16 protein-coding genes are annotated in these 18,141 nt (G+C 44.8%); 5 read left to right on the forward strand and 11 right to left on the reverse strand.

Features of this window, described 5'->3' with window-relative positions:
* Positions 1–2: 2 nt before the first annotated feature.
* The 4 genes from ACKA06_RS07155 to ACKA06_RS07170 all read right to left on the reverse strand — a co-directional run bounded on the left by ACKA06_RS07155 (position 3) and on the right by ACKA06_RS07170 (position 6,449).
* Positions 3–1,118 (reverse strand): GAF domain-containing sensor histidine kinase, encoded by a 1,116-nt coding sequence (locus ACKA06_RS07155; protein WP_411159345.1) that lies wholly within the window; start codon positions 1,116–1,118, stop codon positions 3–5.
* A gap of 643 nt (positions 1,119–1,761) precedes the next feature.
* Complete coding sequence (locus ACKA06_RS07160) at positions 1,762–2,484, reverse strand: SDR family oxidoreductase (RefSeq protein WP_214873794.1); 723 nt, start codon at positions 2,482–2,484, stop codon at positions 1,762–1,764.
* A gap of 134 nt (positions 2,485–2,618) precedes the next feature.
* The gene (locus tag ACKA06_RS07165) at positions 2,619–4,352 is read right to left on the reverse strand and encodes a phospho-sugar mutase (protein WP_411159346.1); all 1,734 of its coding nucleotides are present in this window, start codon (positions 4,350–4,352) and stop codon (positions 2,619–2,621) included.
* 558 nt (positions 4,353–4,910) lie between these two features.
* On the reverse strand, positions 4,911–6,449 hold the full coding sequence (locus tag ACKA06_RS07170) for a GNAT family N-acetyltransferase (RefSeq protein ID WP_411159347.1): 1,539 nt from the start codon (positions 6,447–6,449) through the stop codon (positions 4,911–4,913).
* Between the two features lie 292 nt (positions 6,450–6,741).
* Here ACKA06_RS07170 and ACKA06_RS07175 point away from each other — a divergent pair, with 292 nt between their 5' ends.
* Both ACKA06_RS07175 and ACKA06_RS07180 read left to right on the forward strand, forming a co-directional pair.
* On the forward strand, positions 6,742–7,167 hold the full coding sequence (locus ACKA06_RS07175) for a disulfide oxidoreductase (RefSeq protein ID WP_032089339.1): 426 nt from the start codon (positions 6,742–6,744) through the stop codon (positions 7,165–7,167).
* Position 7,168: 1 nt separating this feature from the next.
* Complete coding sequence (locus tag ACKA06_RS07180) at positions 7,169–7,636, forward strand: thioredoxin family protein (RefSeq protein ID WP_411159348.1); 468 nt, start codon at positions 7,169–7,171, stop codon at positions 7,634–7,636.
* A 470-nt stretch (positions 7,637–8,106) separates the two neighbouring features.
* On the opposite strand, the gene ACKA06_RS07185 is transcribed toward ACKA06_RS07180, so the two are convergent.
* On the reverse strand, positions 8,107–8,505 hold the full coding sequence (locus ACKA06_RS07185) for a YhcU family protein (protein ID WP_231938024.1): 399 nt from the start codon (positions 8,503–8,505) through the stop codon (positions 8,107–8,109).
* Between the two features lie 174 nt (positions 8,506–8,679).
* Here ACKA06_RS07185 and ACKA06_RS07190 point away from each other — a divergent pair, with 174 nt between their 5' ends.
* The gene (locus tag ACKA06_RS07190; protein ID WP_411159349.1) at positions 8,680–9,570 is read left to right on the forward strand and encodes an RluA family pseudouridine synthase; all 891 of its coding nucleotides are present in this window, start codon (positions 8,680–8,682) and stop codon (positions 9,568–9,570) included.
* 66 nt (positions 9,571–9,636) lie between these two features.
* Here ACKA06_RS07190 and wrbA read toward each other — a convergent pair whose 3' ends face one another.
* The 6 genes from wrbA to ACKA06_RS07220 all read right to left on the reverse strand — a co-directional run bounded on the left by wrbA (position 9,637) and on the right by ACKA06_RS07220 (position 17,070).
* Positions 9,637–10,251, reverse strand: a complete 615-nt coding sequence (gene wrbA, locus ACKA06_RS07195; protein ID WP_058298127.1) for an NAD(P)H:quinone oxidoreductase — start codon at positions 10,249–10,251, stop codon at positions 9,637–9,639.
* 285 nt (positions 10,252–10,536) lie between these two features.
* Positions 10,537–11,367, reverse strand: coding sequence for an aldo/keto reductase (locus tag ACKA06_RS07200; protein ID WP_411159350.1), 831 nt, complete (start codon positions 11,365–11,367; stop codon positions 10,537–10,539).
* Positions 11,368–11,511: 144 nt separating this feature from the next.
* Positions 11,512–13,782: an RNA polymerase recycling motor HelD gene (gene helD / locus ACKA06_RS07205; protein WP_411159351.1), complete on the reverse strand. Its 2,271-nt coding sequence runs from the start codon at positions 13,780–13,782 to the stop codon at positions 11,512–11,514.
* A 548-nt stretch (positions 13,783–14,330) separates the two neighbouring features.
* Positions 14,331–15,263, reverse strand: a complete 933-nt coding sequence (locus ACKA06_RS07210) for an ATP-grasp domain-containing protein (RefSeq protein WP_058298124.1) — start codon at positions 15,261–15,263, stop codon at positions 14,331–14,333.
* A gap of 81 nt (positions 15,264–15,344) precedes the next feature.
* Entirely contained in the window at positions 15,345–15,806 is a 462-nt protein-coding gene (gene mscL, locus ACKA06_RS07215; protein WP_052011668.1) for a large conductance mechanosensitive channel protein MscL, read from the reverse strand.
* 304 nt (positions 15,807–16,110) lie between these two features.
* A complete protein-coding gene (locus ACKA06_RS07220; RefSeq protein WP_064564894.1) occupies positions 16,111–17,070 on the reverse strand; it encodes a LacI family DNA-binding transcriptional regulator in 960 nt (319 codons plus the stop codon).
* A 126-nt stretch (positions 17,071–17,196) separates the two neighbouring features.
* Here ACKA06_RS07220 and ACKA06_RS07225 point away from each other — a divergent pair, with 126 nt between their 5' ends.
* Together ACKA06_RS07225 and ACKA06_RS07230 are read left to right on the forward strand one after the other, a co-directional pair.
* Positions 17,197–17,325, forward strand: coding sequence for a hypothetical protein (locus ACKA06_RS07225; protein WP_269751521.1), 129 nt, complete (start codon positions 17,197–17,199; stop codon positions 17,323–17,325).
* 192 nt (positions 17,326–17,517) lie between these two features.
* Positions 17,518–18,135, forward strand: a complete 618-nt coding sequence (locus ACKA06_RS07230) for a nitroreductase family protein (protein ID WP_032089347.1) — start codon at positions 17,518–17,520, stop codon at positions 18,133–18,135.
* The last annotated feature ends 6 nt before the right edge of the window (positions 18,136–18,141 follow it).

Below are 18,141 nucleotides of genomic sequence, written 5' to 3' on the forward strand. Positions count from 1 at the left end.
TCCTAGTACGGAATTTCCACCGTTAATTTTGTACCTTTCCCGAGGGCGCTTTTCATTAGAAACGTCCCGCCCAGGCTTTTCACCCGCTCTTTCATGCTTTCGATCCCGATGGAAGGGAGCGGCTGTGCCTCATCGTACTGAAACCCGTCCCCCTTATCCTGGATCAAAAGGGAAACTTTTTTACCATCATCTTTTAGAAGATAGTGGATTGTATTTACGCCTGCATGCTTCTTACAGTTATTCAGTGCCTCCTGACTCACCCTCCAGAGGACCTCTTCCACTTTTGAACTTAAGGAAATGACGCCTTCCACTTTTGCTTCAAGAGTCAGGCCAAGCATATCGGAATATCCTTTTACTGCTTCCACCAGTCCGTTTTCAAGGCCGTGGGGCCGCAGCTGCCAGATCAGCGCCCTCATTTCAGATAATGCTTCCTGCGCAAGGGTCTGGACGGTTTGAAACGTTTCCTTCACTTGTTCCTCTGAGGTCATTTCCGCCCCGCCTCTAGCCGTAAGTGTAAGGGAGAATAATAACTGATTGACGGAATCATGAAGATCCCTCGCCAGCCTGTTCCGCTCGGCAAGCAATACGATTTCCTGTTCTTTTTTTGTCAGGGCGATCCGTTTGATTGCCGACCCTATCTGAAAAGCGACGGATTCCAGCAAGGCTAATTCATCCTTGGAAAAATGGGTCTTATTCGGTGCAGCAACATTCAGCAATCCGTAAGCCTCATCACCTGACGAAAGCGGGACGGTAGCGTGGTACGTGATACCGTCGGTTTCCCCCCTTTTTTCGTCGATGGCTTTTTCGATCCTTTGACATTCAATGATATTCGAAGCTTTTGTAAGCTTCCCTTGGCGGAAACGATTGACACACCAGCATCCGCCATTATGCATCAGTTCGCAGCCATTGTTCTCAAGAGATTCCGGAAGATCTTCATAAGAAGCAAGCTGATGCTTCCCGCCTTCCTCTATAAAAAAGATCCACCCCGTCGTAAAACTGGTGCCCTTGATCAATTTTTTCAAAGCCCCGTGGAGCATATCACACTGTTCCGTTTCATTATTCAAAAACTCGGCAATTTCTTTCAAAAGCTCGATGTTTGAAAGTGCCTCCTCATTCATCCCTGCATCGTCCTCCCTTGTCTCTTACTATCATTATACAGCTTTGTTCGGAATCCGATATTCTAAGAAAGAAGGAATTTTTGTACGACTTTTGAATGAAAACATCCGTTCGTTTCGTTTTCGGCTGTTTATGAGCCAAGGCGGGTGAGCCAGGGGGACAGGTACCGTGGCCCATTCACAAAATGGAATTGAGCAGGCTCTGATCACCGGTATCTGCCCTTTTTAGATGTATTTTTCTCGTTTACTGACAATATTTGATCGTTTTCGTCCGTTTTTTATCTTAGAGCCCGTATTTTAATGGTCGCTGACAGGCTTTTATTGATTGAACATGATGGCGGAAACCATATATGATCCATTTCAGGAATTTATGATCCATTCGACAAAAAATACGCGCCTGTTTCAGGATTTATGATCCATTCCGGAAAAATATGATCCATTTTCGAATTATATGATCTTTTGATAATCATTCTAATCTACAAAGGCATAGCTCCGGGCAATGTACCTGTCCCCTGATATTATTGGATTCAAGATAAAAAAGGAATTTCATCGGGCAAACAGCTGCTTTCATCAACATCTATGGAAAACCATTCAATCTCCATTACATGAAAAAAGAGGGGAGCAGCCGCCCCCCTTTTTTTCCCTGTTACGCTATTGGATAGTCCTGTGCAAATGGATGGATCTTGATTTCATCGATCAGCATATGTTTCGGTGCGGAAGCCATGTAAATGACCGACTTAGCGATGTCCTCCACCTTCAGCCAGTCTTCTTTCTCCGGAAGTCCCTGCTGCGAGTCTGCAAAGTACGTATCGACCATCCCCGGATTGATCGTTCCGACCCTGATTCCATATTCCCTCACCTCCTGGGCAAGCGAACCGCAGAAGCCCTGGACTGCATATTTAGTGGCCACATAGGCAGAACCATTTGGGATCGTATAGCGGGCAACATCGGAAGAGATGGTAATGATTGTGCCGAATTTTTGCTCCTTCATATGCGGAAGAACAGCTTTTGAGCAAAGGAAGACACCCTGTACGTTCACATCAAAAATGTTCTTCCATTCGGCTGCAGTCACTTCTTCAGTCGGCTTGAAGAACCCGACGCCTGCGTTATTGACTAGAATATCGATTCTTCCATATGCAGAAAGAGTTTCATCGACGATTTTTTTTACATCGTCTTCTTTCGACACATCCGCTTGAATGGATATCACATGTTCAAAACCGTTTTCTTTAAGCTCCCCAGCTGTTTTATGTATTTCTTCGGAACTTCCAACAAGCGAGAGCTTTGTATTTTCTTTTGAAAACTGCTGCGCGATTTCGCGCCCTATCCCTCTTGAAGCTCCTGTTATGATTGCAATTTGATCCTTTAACATCATGCATTCTCCTTTTAACTAAGTTATCAGCTGTCTATATACCCAGCATTTCTTCCCGCGGCAATTGTATACTCACCGCCGTGAAACAGGCCCGCCCCTCACTGCTTTCGGGCAGGAAGGAGCGGGCGAATTTATTATTGAACGAAGCTTTCTACTTTTTTCATAAGATCTTCTGTCAGGGAGGCTAATTTCTTATCGCTTTCCTCCTGGGTTTTCCCGATCACACTGAAGTAGAATTTGATTTTCGGTTCTGTCCCTGATGGGCGGAGGCAGACCCAGGAACCGTCTTCAAGGAAATATTTTAAGACATTGGAAGCCGGCAGGGTAATGGCTGTTTTTACACCTGTGGCCAATTCCACTTTTTGCTGTGTTTGATAATCTTCCGCCGATACCACTTTAAGACCCGCCACTTCATCAAGCGGCTCATCCCTGAACTTTTTCAGGATGCCCTGGATCTGCTCGGCGCCTTCTTTTCCTTTCAAAGTCAGACTCTTCAGTCCTTCTTGATAATAACCATGACGCTCATATAAATCATTTAGGACCTCGTATAAGGACTTGCCTTGTTTCTTATAATAAGCAGCCGCTTCTGCAGCCATCAATACGGCCTGGACCGCGTCCTTATCACGGGCGAAATCACCGATCAGATAGCCGTAGCTTTCTTCATATCCAAATAGGAATGTATATTCCCCGCTTTCTTCATACTGCTTGATCTTCTCACCGATAAATTTGAATCCAGTGAGGACATCTTCTACGGAAGCACCGTAGTGTTCGGCCACTTCTCTCCCCAGCTCGGAGGTAACAATTGTTTTGAACACACGTCCATTATCAGGGATCATGCCTTTTTCCTGTTTGCGGGAAAGGATGTAGTCCATGAGGACAGCCCCGGTCTGGTTCCCGGTCAGCAGCACGTAATCCCCGTCTTTTCCTTTGACGGCAACACCCAAACGATCGGCGTCAGGGTCCGTTGCAATCAGGATATCGGCATCGATTTCTTTACCGTCACGAATGGCCAGTTCGAATGCCTCTTTATCTTCCGGGTTGGGAGATTTAACCGTTGAAAACTCCGGATCGGGCTCAGCCTGTTCTTTGACGATATGGATGTGTTCATACCCAAGTGCAGTCAGCCCTCTTTCTGCCATCTTCAAGGCTGTCCCGTGTAGTGGGGAGAAAACTATCTTCAAATCGACTTCCTTACTGATCTGCGGTGTTTCAGAAATGGAAATCAGATGGTCAAGATACGACTGATGGATTTCCTCCCCGATCATCTTAATCAAGCCTTGGGACTTCAGTTCTTCTTCTGATTTCACGTCAATTTCGAGTTCATTTTGCACTTCATTTACTTTTCCGATCACGGCATCAGCGATATGAGGAGGAAGCTGAGCCCCATCTTCACCATACACCTTATAACCATTATATTCCGGCGGGTTGTGGCTTGCTGTCACGACGATACCGGAGAATGCGTTTAAATATCTGAGAGCAAAAGACAGCTCCGGTGTAGGAGCAAGTTCATCGAATACATAGGTTTGAATGCCGTGGGTCGCAAGCGTCTTCGCTGCCTCCATTGCAAACTCGGGTGATTTATGACGCGAATCATAGGCGATTGCCACACCTCTTCGTTTCGCGCCATCCCCTTCCTGTTCAATGAATCGTGCCAGGCCTTCAGAGGCTTTACGCACCGTATAGATATTCATGCGATTGGTCCCGGGGCCGATTTCCCCTCTCATTCCGCCAGTACCGAATTCAAGATTTTTATAGAAAGCATCTTCCAATGCCTTTTCATCATCCTTCAATGAACCTAATTGTTCGTTGATCTCTTGATCAATATGTACGTAGTCACTCCACTTTTTCCAAGCTGATTGCCAATTCATTGCGATCCCCTCCTAAAGCTGTATAATAAATAGTTCTACTAAGATACCCGGATTCCTTTTAAAACCTTCCGTCACAATCCGACAGAATGTAACCGTTCTTATTTTAGCATAATATCACTTTTGTGCATGCAGAAAAAAGAAGAGTCTGGAACAATCTTAAAATAATCTTTAAATTTATTTCCTTTACTCCGCTAATGATTTCCGTGCAAGACTCCGCTTTCCGCGTGTAGCCCGTGAGCCTCCTCGTCACATTCGTTCCTGCGGTAAGAAAAGCGGAAGGGCTTTGGTCAGAGGCGTGTGGCATAAGGCGAATCGGCCACGAAGGCGATCTTTGCCTTATTGGACGAGTTGACTTATGGTATATGCCTCTATGCCCTGAAGCTGGACAGGTCTCCCATTAGCTACACTTCCCGCTGGAGCCTTCACCTTGCACTCCAATCAACCGCTGGAAACATCTAATATTCAAAACAAAAAAACCCGAACTAATTTGCCAGCCAGAAGGCGAATTAATTCGGGTTTTACTTAGGCTAAAACACTTTTCCCTGCGATCATATACTATTACTTATAATTCACACCGTACACATCATGGCGGCGGTCTTTTAACTGTCTTACTGTGCCGGATTGGCGCTGGCGGCGGAGTACTTCCAGATCGACGTCCCCGATCATGACCATCTCGATGTTCGGGTTCGTCTCCCCGACGATTCCGTCCCGGGCAAATTCGAAGTCAGACGGTGCAAAGATTCCTGATTGGGCATATTGAATATCCATATTCTCCGTCTGCGGAAGATTTCCGACTGTACCGGAAATGACCGTGTAAATCTGGTTTTCAACCGCGCGTGCCTGAGCACAGTACCGTACGCGGAGATAGCCTTGACGGTCTTCCGTACAGAATGGCGTGAAGATGATTTTGGCTCCTTTGTCCGTTGCAATGCGGGCAAGCTCAGGGAATTCGATATCATAGCAAATCTGAATGGCAATCTTTCCGCAGTCGGTATCGAACACCCTCACTGAATCACCAGGGCTGATCCCCCACCATTTCCGCTCATTCGGTGTAATATGGATCTTATACTGCTTCTCGATTGTCCCGTCACGGCGGAACAGATAGGCGATATTATAGATCTCGTCATCCTCTTCTTTCACAAAATGTGATCCGCCGATGATATTGACATTGTATCGGACCGCCAAGTCTGTGAAGAGTTCGATGTACTCTTCCGTGAAATCAGTCAGCTTCCTCACCGCTAGGCTTGGTGATTTGATGTTTAAGAAAGACATGAGCTGAGTGGTGAAAATCTCAGGGAACACCACGAAATCTGACTTCGCATCCGAAGCTACGTCGGTAAAATACTCAACCTGATTCGCAAATTCTTCAAATGAGTTGATTTTCCTCATCATATATTGCACGACGCAAATCCGGACAGGGTAGCTCGTTTTGAAGTGACGCTTGCTTGATGGGCGGTAATCGACATTATTCCATTCCATCAATGTCGCATATTTTTGCGATCTCTTGTCATCAGGAAGGTAGTTCGGATTGATCCTCATCAAAGTGAATCCATTAAGCAGCTGGAAAGACAGGACAGGGTCATAAATTTTGTGGCGTCCTACCGCATCCACATATTCCCTCGGTGACATTTCGTCCGAGTGCTTATAGTAATTCGGGATCCTTCCTCCGATGATGATGCTCTTTAAATTCCATTGACGGGCAAGGTCCTTTCGGGCTTCATAGAGGCGGTGCCCGACTTTCATCCTCCTGTAATCCGGATGGACCATCACTTCGATTCCGTATAGATTGTAGCCGTCGGGATTATGGTTGGTTATGTACCCGTTGTCTGTAACATCATCCCATGTATGACGGTCATCATACTCATCAAAATTGATGATCAAACTTGAGCATGAGCCGATGATATCACCATCGAGTTCCGCCACAAGCTGGCCATCGGGAAATACTTCTAAATGACTTTCAAGGTGCGCAACCTTCCACGGCTCCATGCCGGGAAAACAGACTTCCTGCATCTTGATTATATGTTGAATGTCCTTATGCTCCATAGGACGTATGATCATTTTCTTCTCAAATTGGGATAAATCCAATTTTTCTGCCATATCAATCACTCCTTCAGTACGCTGTTGTTATACCCTTATCATGCGCGCGGGAAACGAAGTTCATGAGTCCCCGCAAACAAAGTTTGATTTTCATCCTTTTTCATTTTACCAAAAGGCAGAAAGAATATAATAGGATTTTGAATCATGGATGCGCAAAAGATTTGCTCCAAAAGACCATTCCACTTACTATATAATAGCGGGGAACTTGGAACCCTTAAAAATCCTCTAACAGGGATGAAGGATTAACCGTTATAATAAATAATGAAAATACGTTAAGAGAGAGGATATTTCTATGAATAAAAAAGCAGATTCCCTCCTTTTCACAGGATGGGCAGCCTCACTCGTCGCTGCGCTCGGCAGCTTGTTTTTTTCTGAAGTGATGAAATATGAGCCATGTGAGTTATGCTGGTATCAGCGGATTCTGATGTATCCGATGGTCATCCTTTTAGGGGTGGCGTATGTACGGAAGGACTTTAATGCAGCATTATATTCTTTGATTCTTTCCGGGATCGGACTTGCCGTATCCATTTATCATTATTCACTGCAAAAACTATCGTTCCTATCAGAAAACGCCCCGTCATGCGGCCGTGTACCATGTACAGGAGAATACATAAACTGGATGGGGTTCATCACGATTCCATTCCTCGCACTGACAGGGTTTATCATCATTTTCATCTCAAGCCTGTTAACGCTTAAAGCAATCAAGGAGGACCAGTAAATTGAAAAAAGTCATTATATTCCTGGCCATTGTCGTCGGTCTGTTCGCGGCAATCGCAATCGTGACCAACATTCAGAACAGTCAAAAAGCAGAAGGAAATAAATTTAAAAAAGATGACCTCGACCCTGCCACAGTAGATCTTCTGGATGACCCAAACTATCAGAATGTCATCCTTCCTGAAGAGCTTGAAGAGAAGCTCGGGGAGAAAGAAGATGTAACGGTGTACTTTTACAGTTCCACATGTCCGCACTGTAAGAAAACGACCCCTATGCTTGCTCCGCTCGCAGAAGATATGGGAGTTGATATGGTTCAATACAATGTACTTGAGTTCGAACAGGGCTGGACGGATTATCAAATCGAATACACCCCTACCCTTGTTCACTACGAAAAAGGAAAAGAAGTGGACCGCCTCGTCGGCAGCCAGCCTGAAGAAGTCTACAGAAACTTCTTTGATAAGAATGTAAAATAGTTCATTTACAGTCTTTCATCCTGGAACATTCCAGTGATGAAGGACTGTTTTTTTGAAAGAAGCAGATTTCAAACGGATCCTGCTGGTGGTTGGAGTGCAAGACGAAGACTCCTATCAGAAATGCGGAAGGGCTTTGTTCAGAGGCGTGTGGCATAAGTCGAATCGGCCTTGAAGGCGTTCTTTGCCTTCTTGGTCGGTTTGGCTTATGACATGTGCCTCTAAGCCCTGCAGCTGGACAGTTCCTCCATCATTAAGGAGGCTCACGAGTCACCCGCGGAAAGCGAAGTCTTGCACGGAAACCACCAGCAGAGTCTTAACCACAAAAAATAGGGACCGACGCCGCCGTCAGTCCCATCAATGAGGAGGAATTTCAAGAGAAGATACGCTGTATCCTCAATAAAATTAATTACTTGATATATTCCCCCCTCAACTGCAAATAAACCGCATATATCTAATTTTCCAAACAATCACTAAATTAAAAGCTGATTGGCCGCCTTTGAATACACACTTAATGAATGTCTGCACTCTGATTCGTCCGTGAATTGATCGAAGGACAATGGGAAGAAGAGCCCGAACCCTTGCAGGATCTGGACATTATGATAAAACATTTCCTCATAGACCTCATCCCTCACACCGCATTCAACAATTGAGATCAGTGTCTGTAGACAGGAAATCACCTGAAACGCTTCCTTCAATGTCCCGCAGTATTCAAAGTTTCTATTTGCCGTATGTAAGATTTCCATGTTTTCAAATTGCTCAATTTCTTCGTCTGTGAAATAATCAGGGAAAATAGTACAATACATATGATTGATTAATTCCTGGATTTTCGTATCTTGTTCATGTGTTGAAGCCAGTAAAACCTTCACCATCATAACCCACCTTTGTAATGCTTGTAATCTCTCTGTAATAGATACATCTAGGATAACATAGATAACTACCCTCAAGTGTGGTAATTATACCCATGAATTTGGTAAAACAGGTGATGAAATGGGATTAAATACCCACAAGCGTATAAGATTTTTGTCAGTTAAAGGAGCTTTTTGATGAAAACAATGAGAAAAGGTTCACTCTTCCAACTGGTGATACCCTCCAATTGGAAAAATGTAACGATAGAGCACATCCTAAAGGAGGAGTGGCAGGCACCCAAAAAGCTAATACATTCCATGAGGATGAATAAGGATATCAAGGTAAATGGCGACTATTTTCCATGGGATAAACCATTAACCCCTGGCGACACTTTAGAGATGGAGCTGTTTAAAAAGACGGATTATGATGTCCCTCCCGCTTATGGTGATTTGCAAGTCTTATATGAAGACGACCACCTCATTGCCGTCAATAAACCCGCGGGAATGGATACACATCCAAACGGTCCCCAGGACACAGAAACACTTGCGAATCTCATCGCTTTCCATTTCCAGGCAAAGGGGGAAAGCTGCCGGGTCATGCATATACACCGGCTCGACCGTGATACGTCAGGAGCCGTCATCTTTGCCAAACATCCCCTTGCCAAAGCGATACTAGACAGGCTTTTGATTGAGCGCCAAGTGAAAAGAACCTACCTTGCACTGGTACACGGCAGGCTTAAACAAAAGAAAGGCACCATATCTGAACCAATTGGGCGCGACCGTCATCATAATACGAGAAAGAGGGTCTCCCCTTCCGGCCAAAAAGCCATCACTCATTATAAAGTATTAGAATTCCGCGAAAATATGACTCTTGTTGAGGTTGTGCTCGATACAGGAAGGACCCACCAGATACGGGTTCATATGAGTCACGTCGGTCACCCTTTGGCCGGGGATACTCTATACGGGGGCAAGCCTGTCTTTAAGCGCCAGGCACTGCATGCTGCACGGATCACATTCCCCCACCCTTTGACAGGTGAATGGATAGAGTGTGAGGCAGAGTGTTTAGATGATATCGGAATGAATAGTTGAATGGTATCAGTTCCACAAAAAAAGCACCCTGACTGTTTTTTAGCAGCCGGGTGCTCTTTTTATTCCTTACTTCAATCCGTTCTTGATCGCTTCCGCTACTTGAATTGTGCGGCGCGTCTGGTGTTTCACGGCAGGTTCGACGCTTTCCACCATGTTGCCTTCCTGATCAACCGTTACACTTGTTCCGTAAGGATTGCCTCCTGTAGCAAATGATGACTCATCTGTATAACCCGGTGCTGCGATGATTGCACCCCAGTGCATCATTGTCGTATAAAGGGCTAGAACCGTCTGCTCCTGGCCGCCGTGCGAGTTGCTTGCGGAAGATGTCGCACTGACGACTTTGTTTGCGAGCTTCCCTTGGAACCAAAGTCCGCCTGTTGTATCTAGGAAAGATTTCACCTGGGACGGAACATTACCAAATCGGGTCGGTACATTGAACAAAAAGGCATCTGCCCATTCCAGATCGTCAAGGGTTACTGTCGGTACGCTGTCTTTCGTTTCATTATAATGCTTTTCCCATGCTGGATTCGAAGCGATCGCCGCCTCAGGTGCTGTCTCTTCAAAGCGAAGCAATTTTACTTCTGCTCCCGCTTCCTTCGCAGCTTCTTCAGCCCATTTGGCCATTTGATAGTTCGTCCCTGTGGAACTGTAGTACATGACTGCTAATTTTACATTTGACATACTCGAAATCTCTCCTTTTTAAAAAAATATTTGTTCAGTTCATACTAAAAATTTCCTATTTACTGTCTTCCCAATGAAATCATAAATAAAACGTTTTAAATTACTTCAAAATAATAAATCTTTAATTTGAGATATCATACAAAAAATATATGACGAAATATCTCAGTGGTATTTATTTGGATTTCGAGATAATTGTATATCACTTTGATCTCACCTGTCAACATAAAAAAGGAAATAGTCAGAAAAAACGGCCCGTCCCCTCATAATGGGAGACGGGCCAACTTATTAGAAATCGAAATTGTCCGGGTCCGGACCGAATCGTTCATTTTGATTCAAGTCATTGATTTTGTTCATTTCATCTGATGAAAGTTCAAAATTGAATAAATCAGCGTTTTCCTTAATGCGGTTTGCATGTACCGATTTAGGGATGATCACAACATCGTTTTGCAGATGCCAGCGCAGGATGACCTGTGCGGAAGACTTTCCGTGCTTTTCAGCGATTTGTTTCAAAGCCGGCTCATCAAGTACTCTGCCTTGAGCAATCGGAGACCATGCTTCTACCGCGATATTCTCTTCCTGACAGAAGGCTTTGAGTTTTTCCTGACTCAAACGAGGATGGCATTCAATCTGATTGATCACAGGTTTCTCATTGCTGCTGCTCATCAGATCTTCAAGATGATGCTGATGGAAGTTACTCACTCCGATTGATTTTACAAGTCCTTCGCTGTATAACCTTTCAAGTGCTTTCCACGTATCCTTGTACTTCCCTTCAACCGGCCAGTGGATCAAATACAAATCCATATAGTCCATATCAAGTTTCTTCAGGCTCGTTTCGAATGCTTTCAATGTTGTATCGTACCCTTGATCACTGTTCCAAACCTTTGAAGTGATGAATAGATCTTTACGGTTGGCGCCGCTTTCTTTTACACCTTGACCGACACTCTCTTCATTCCCGTAAACAGCCGCCGTATCGACAGAAAGATACCCTGTTTCAATGGCGGACTTGACCGCCTGGACAGTTTCAATGGGATCTTTCATTTGATAAACGCCAAGTCCAACGTATGGAATTTCGATTCCATTATGTAACGTTTTTTTACTTTGCAGATTTTTCAACATAGTGCATCCCTCCTTTCTATATTTTACAAAATCCGCCGGGGAGAACGCGAATATTATGATTGTCGTTTTCGTTTTCGGTTAATCCTCCTATATAAAAAAGCCTTTCCCCAGTGCAGAATACCCCGGAGAAAAGCCTGACAACCCTTATCGATTGATAAATTGACCCATGGATTTTCCTATGAAAGAAAGTCTGTGCAGCGGACGCGTCATAGCGACGTATTGAAGCTTGATATCCAGTTCGTTCCCGCTGCTGAATACTTCATCGATGACCGTGATCATCACGACATCGAATTCCAGACCCTTTGATAAATAAGAAGGAACCACGACGATCCTGTCTTTTGGAATCGACTCCTGCTCTTCCAACAGCTTTATTTTCCCCGGCATTTTCTCATTGAGGATTTTGTAGATCTGCCTGCAGTCCTTCATGCTCTTCCCGATGACTGCAAACGTTTGGAATCCTTCTTCCTTCCCCTTTGAAACAATGCCGCCAATGATTTCAGCCAGCTCACCTGCTTCTTCATACATGATTGAACAGGGGGCATCCCCGTGCCTGACAACCGGATTCACCTTTGGAAACTCATTCGGAAGCAGGCTCAACAGCTTATTCGCTTCTTCCATTATTTCGATTGTGGTCCGGTAGCTTTTTTGAAGTTCCGTATAAGTGGCTCTCGGAAACACTTCCTTGTAGACCGGCTCCCATGCCTGCAGTCCCCTGTAGGAATGGATTCCCTGTGCAAGATCCCCCACAAGGGTGAACATATCGGTCTCAAGCGCCCTTTTAAGCGTGTACAGCTGCATATAACTATAATCCTGTGCTTCGTCGATCACAATGTTCTTCGCCTTATAGAACTTATCGATCCCGAACAAGTGGGTCTGCAAGTATAGAAGGGGTGCCAGATCTTCCACTTCGTATTTTTTCTTCATTAAAAGACTCATCGTATAGAAGCACAAATCCTCCGCCTGGTGCAGGTCCAGCTCTCCCCGGGAGTATTCAACCAGCCGGTCAGGGTCTGAAAACAGCTCGGAATAGTACTGCTCCAGATTCTTTTTTTCAAATTGTTTCATGTATTGTGTAACACTTGTTCTTACAGCCTTCTTCACTTCTTCAAGCCGCTCAGCCTTTTTATCCAGTGCCTTTGATATATATTCCTTGCGGTTTCCGGCACCGGCCCGCTGATAAAGTGCTTTCTCGATCTTCTCGTCGAAAAAAGTCTCGACCTTCTCGATCATTTGTTTTTTATTTGATCGCACATACCCCTGCAGCAGGGATTTGAGCTTTTCAATCCGCCGGTAAACCGGCATATAGGTGTACTCTTCTTTAAAAAGATGGGTGAACTTCTTAGCGGAGTATAGTTTATATTTATCTACATAGAAATCCTGGGACGGATAAAATCTTTTCTCGATTTCTTCAATATAGTGATCCAGGATCCTCCTGAACGTCTTTGATCCCTTGAATCCTGAGATCCACGAAGCCTTTTTGACCTCAATTTCATGATTCCTCTCAATCAGCCTGATCAACTTGTCATCTTCGACGAGCTTCAACTTCTTTTCAAGGCAGGTCATCACATAATCGGAAAAGGTCGTCTGCCTCACCTTTTCCACCCCTAGCTCCGGCAGGGCTTCCGATATGTAATCGATGAACAAATTACTCGGTGCAAGGATCATCAGCTGCCTCGGGTCGAAATGCTGCTTGTAGTTATAGATAAAGTATGAGATCCGGTGAAGGGCAATCGTCGTTTTCCCGCTGCCTGCCGCGCCCTGAACAATGATCGGCCTGTTCAGATCGGCCCGGATGATCCGATTCTGTTCTTCCTGGATGGTGGAAATGATTTCGGTCAGACGGTTGCTTGAGCTCTTAGCCAATGAATCTTGCAGAAGTTCGTCGGTTGTAGTCAGGTCGATGTCCCTGATTTCTTCAAGCCGGCCTTCTTCAATCATATATTGGCGTTTTAAGGAGAGGTCACCCTCGTACGTTTCACCCTCGGCCTCATATGAGACATCGCCGATTCTTCCCTCGTAGTAGAGATTCGCAATCGGGGAACGCCAATCAACAATGATTTGTTCCTGGTTTTCACGCTGATACAGGGAAGTCTTTCCGATATAATGCTTTTCCGTCCTGTCCGATCCCTGGGTTTTAAAATCGATCCGGGCAAAGTACGGCTTGTTCTTCGCCTTAAGGAGGGATTCCAATTCTTCTTTGGACATTTCAAAAAAGCTCGAGTTGGTGAGAATGTCGATATAGGCCGCACTGGATTCCCCCCAGTCGACATCCCCGAAGGCTTTCTCCATATTCTCTTTGTACTTCTCTTTGCTTGACTGTGATGTTTCAATCACCACGTCAATATACCTTTTTGTAAATTCAAGTCGTTCTGATTCATTGGGAAAATCGGGGTGCAGTGCTGATTCCTTCGTCATAACTTTCTCCTTTCAAAAGTGGTTTTGCGCAATGGAGAAAAAAACGTCTTAATCAAACCGCCGGGGTAACGACTCCCGTGCGTGCGGTCTAACACGTTCAATGAGACACATCGAAATCTGTAAAAATTATGTAGGCGTTTGGGAGCAGAAATATATATTATCAGATAATTGGTAAAGTTTCAATACGAAATGCGGAAGGGCTTTGGTCAGAGGCGTGTGGCATAAGACGAACCGGGCATGAAGGCGTTCTTTGCCTTCCTGACGGGTTTAGTGGGGTGGAAAACCAGAATCTTCGAATTATAGGGCTGAATTCTTTTAAGTTTGAAAAGTAATCTTTTAATATCAACCATATTAATCTTCGAATTCCATCCTATAATCTTTTAATTTTCAAGATAATTCCGTCACTTGGAAAATAAGACTAAATACGCACACCACCTCTCCCGCATCCGCACTCCCCTTAAAAGGAAATCAACACCTCCAGCATGCCCCCTCATCACCACATAAAAAAAACCCCTCCACCAAGAGGGGCCACATCACATCACATCAAATCAAATCCTATCCAATTCGCGGCCAAGGTACTTCGCCAGCTCCAGCATCCCGTACTGACCAGCCGCCGCTTCTGCATCTTTGTTATAATTCGTGTTGGTATTGACATCATATGTGTAAATCACACCTTCAGAATCCTTTATGAATTCAATTCCGGCAACGTCAATCTTGTTATCACGGAGGAATGCTTGATACTCTGCAATAATTCCATCATCGAACCCGTCGATCACCTGAAACTTCGGACTCTCCTCTTGCTCTCCAACAGGGCAGAAAAGGTCGTCGATCTGGCAGGTATCCGCCGGGCACAGTTCGAAGCCTTCGGAGGTGTCCACCCGGACAGCGTATAGATACTCCCCTCCAATGAATTCGCAACGTGTGATGGAGTGATCGGGTGATTGGATATATTCCTGAATCAAGGTTGTTCCGTCCAATGGTTCTTCAAATGAGTCACTGTAGACGTATTCCTTCAACGCATCAATGGAATGAAACAACTGTACTCCCAAACCTTTTCCTGCCCGGTTATGTTTTGTGATGAAAGATGGTTTGTCCAATTTTTTTGCTGCCTGGATGATCTGGTCCTTCCCTACTGCCGCAATTGTTTTCGGCGTCCTGATTCCTGACGCATTCAAAGCCATATATTGATTCACTTTACTGACTTCGAGACGGAGTGCCCGCGTACCATTCAGAACTTTGCGGTCATGAAACTCAAGCCAGGACAGGACACTTTCCGTCAGCTCCGGTGCATAGCGGTGATTACGGGTATGGGATGAAGCACTGATCCTGTTGTAGAAGATTCCCTCCGGTGGAGCTTCCGTTAAGTCGACGGTGCCCTGGTCAAGGAACCACTCTTCATATGGTAGATTCAATTCATCTAAACGATCGGTCAGATGCCTGGTCCACTCACTATTTTCATGGATGACATGAATTTTTCTCAAGATGATTCCCTCTCTTTTTGATTCCGACTTAAATACAAAGTAATCCTACTATAAAAGTAGGATTAGAGTCAAAATCTTTGTTCATTTTTCATTTCTCTTATTTTTGAAATGGATTTTCATCCCGCTTTTCGTGACGGGAGGCTGCAGGGGGTCCTTCAGATGCAGGGGTTCATGCGTCCGCTCAATTTTCAGCAGGTCCCTTATTTCCTGAAGCACTTCCAGATTGGTTGTCTGCTTCACTTTGTATTGCTCCTCGCCTCCCTTTAGGCGGTTAAAGACTTTGATCATGAAGAAAATACTGGCAGCAACGAGGAGAAAATCGACTGTGGTTTGAATGAACTTTCCTATTTCAATCACCTCGGCTCTAACTCTCAAGTTTAGTCCTTCAAAATTCACGCCGCCAAATAAGATACCGACAATCGGCATCATGATATCTTCCACCAAAGATTCCACAATCTTACCAAATGCCGCACCGATAATAACCGCTATCGCAAGGTCGAACACATTCCCCCTGGAAATGAACTGCTTGAATTCTCTCCACATCATCCCTTCACCTGCCGTTTCATTACTAAATCATATGGCAGAAATCAGGAAGGTATGAGGACATTCCAATTTTTCATCATTGCCCCATTTAAAAAGCCGATCCCAAAAGAACCGGCCCGGTTCAACAATAAGTTACATGATATATTTTCTTACAATTGCAAAAAGAAGGAACAAGGCAACGACGAACATGACGATGACCAGGATTTTTTCTTCTTTATTACCAAGCATTGCGAATCGCCTCCCAGCAGTATACCTTTGACCCAGTTTAATATAGTTTTCCCTCTTATTCAGCCAACAACACTTCTTACATTGTTTTTCGTTCAAACAAGGTGGTTTCAAGGATGACAGGGGAAGATGGTTCTTCTTTTAAAAATAGTTTGAATGCTTCCTCCCCCAGCTGTCTGATCGGTACGTCAAAAGACGTGATGTCAAATACTTCTGATATAGGATGATTATCAAAACTTAAGATTGCCAGTTCATCGGGTATGGAGATCCCTTTCCTGCCTGCCTGAGATACAATCCCTGCCGATACTTGATCACTCGTGACGATAAGGGCAGAGGGCCTCTCACCAAGGGACTCCCACTGTCCTACGACTTCCCTTCCGTCCTGGAGGCTGATGCAGTCGTTGAAAATCCATCCGTCTTGTATCTTGTACCCTGCAGCTTCGGCTCCATCGAAAAATCCCCGTACCCTTTCTTCGCTATTTGTCCCGAACGTACGGTGAATACACAGTCCGATATCTTTATGGCCTTTTGAATGAAGGTGATCCATTGCAGTTCGGACCGCTTCATAATGGTTGATGAAGACTTTTTTCTCCACACCGGAAAGATTCTCACAGAAGACGACATTGGTCCCCTCCATGAACGGCTGCAGTGCTTCAAGGGAGTTCGCCCTTGATGCAAGAATAAGGCCATCCACCTCTTTCATCCGCAGGCGGTGAAATGCATCTAGTTCGGCCTCTTTTTCATAATTGGTCTGAAAAATCTTGAGGTGATACCCGTGTTTCAATGCTTCCCCCGCGATCCCCTGCAGTACTTCACCAAAGTACGGCAGGTTCAAGAAGGGAATCACCACCCCTATGCAATAAGTTTTCCCTTTTGATAAGTGGACGGCATTCGCGTTCTTTATGTAATTCAATTCTTCTACAGCGGCCAGGACCCTGCGTCTTTTTTCTTCGCGGACGTAAGGATGTTCATTCAAGACCCTCGAGACGGTTGAAACCGAGACACCGGCGAGACGGGCAATTTCACGGATATTAGTCATGACCCATTCTCCTTTAGTAAGGATAAAATATTTCTTTTATAAGCGCTTGCTCTGAAACGCGTTTCACAGATTATAGTCAAGATAAGGTTAACCCATTCACAAAATGAACTGCAAGGAGGATGCGCTATGCTGGGTATTTTTTATCTTCCCATTCTTTGTCTCATCATTATCGGAGGGAGCTGGATGGCTCTTAAACCCATTGATTTCTTCACACCCAAAGAGGCAGATGATCCTTTTGATTCATTATTTCATTAAAATTGCTGCTTCTATCTAATATTACTCTTATGAAGCAACTTATTTTAGCAACGTGAAATGTGTAAGGAAATTCTCATCACTTGACGCAAAAAAGTGCGTCCGTTATAGTGGTCATGTTATCAGACACTTACAAAAAGTAAGCTGCAGCCAGATTCATCCTGAATTATAGCACTTTTTTCACATCAAGGAGGCATGATCATGACAGATTTCTTTCAGGTGGCAGAAGAACGCCGCTCTACGAAAGTGTATAACCCTGAAGTTGAGATTCCCCGTGAAGAATTGGTAGAGATTCTTCAGGTTGCGGGAAAAGCACCGTCAGCATGGAATCTTCAACATTGGCAGTTTCTTGTGTTCGATCGCAAAGAGGTTCAGGAGCGCCTGCTTCCGATTGCGTACAATCAGCAGCAGGTCGTTGATGCTTCGGCAGTTGTCGCAGTACTAGGCGATCTTGAGGCAGATAAAAAGATTGATCCGGTCCTTGATCCTTCGGTTGAAAAAGGAGAAATGAAACCAGAATTGAAGGAGATCCTCTCCAAGCAGATCAAAGGAGCATACAGCCGTGACCTTTATCCAAGGGACGCTGCGTTCAGCAATGCTTCACTTGCAGCCATGCAGTTGATGCTTGCAGCAAAGGCAAAAGGCTGGGACACTTGCCCGATCGGGGGCTTCAACCCATCTGCTCTCGTATCTGAATTCAACGTTTCCGATCGCTACTTGCCCATCATGCTGATCACGATCGGCAAACCTCTGAAGGAAGCAAGAAAAACAGACCGGCTGGATATCCGCAACCTGATCGATTGGGCGGAATAAAAGACA

It is taken from the genome of Rossellomorea oryzaecorticis (assembly GCF_045897515.1).
In the GTDB taxonomy this organism is placed as follows: Bacteria; Bacillota; Bacilli; order Bacillales; family Bacillaceae_B; genus Rossellomorea; species Rossellomorea enclensis.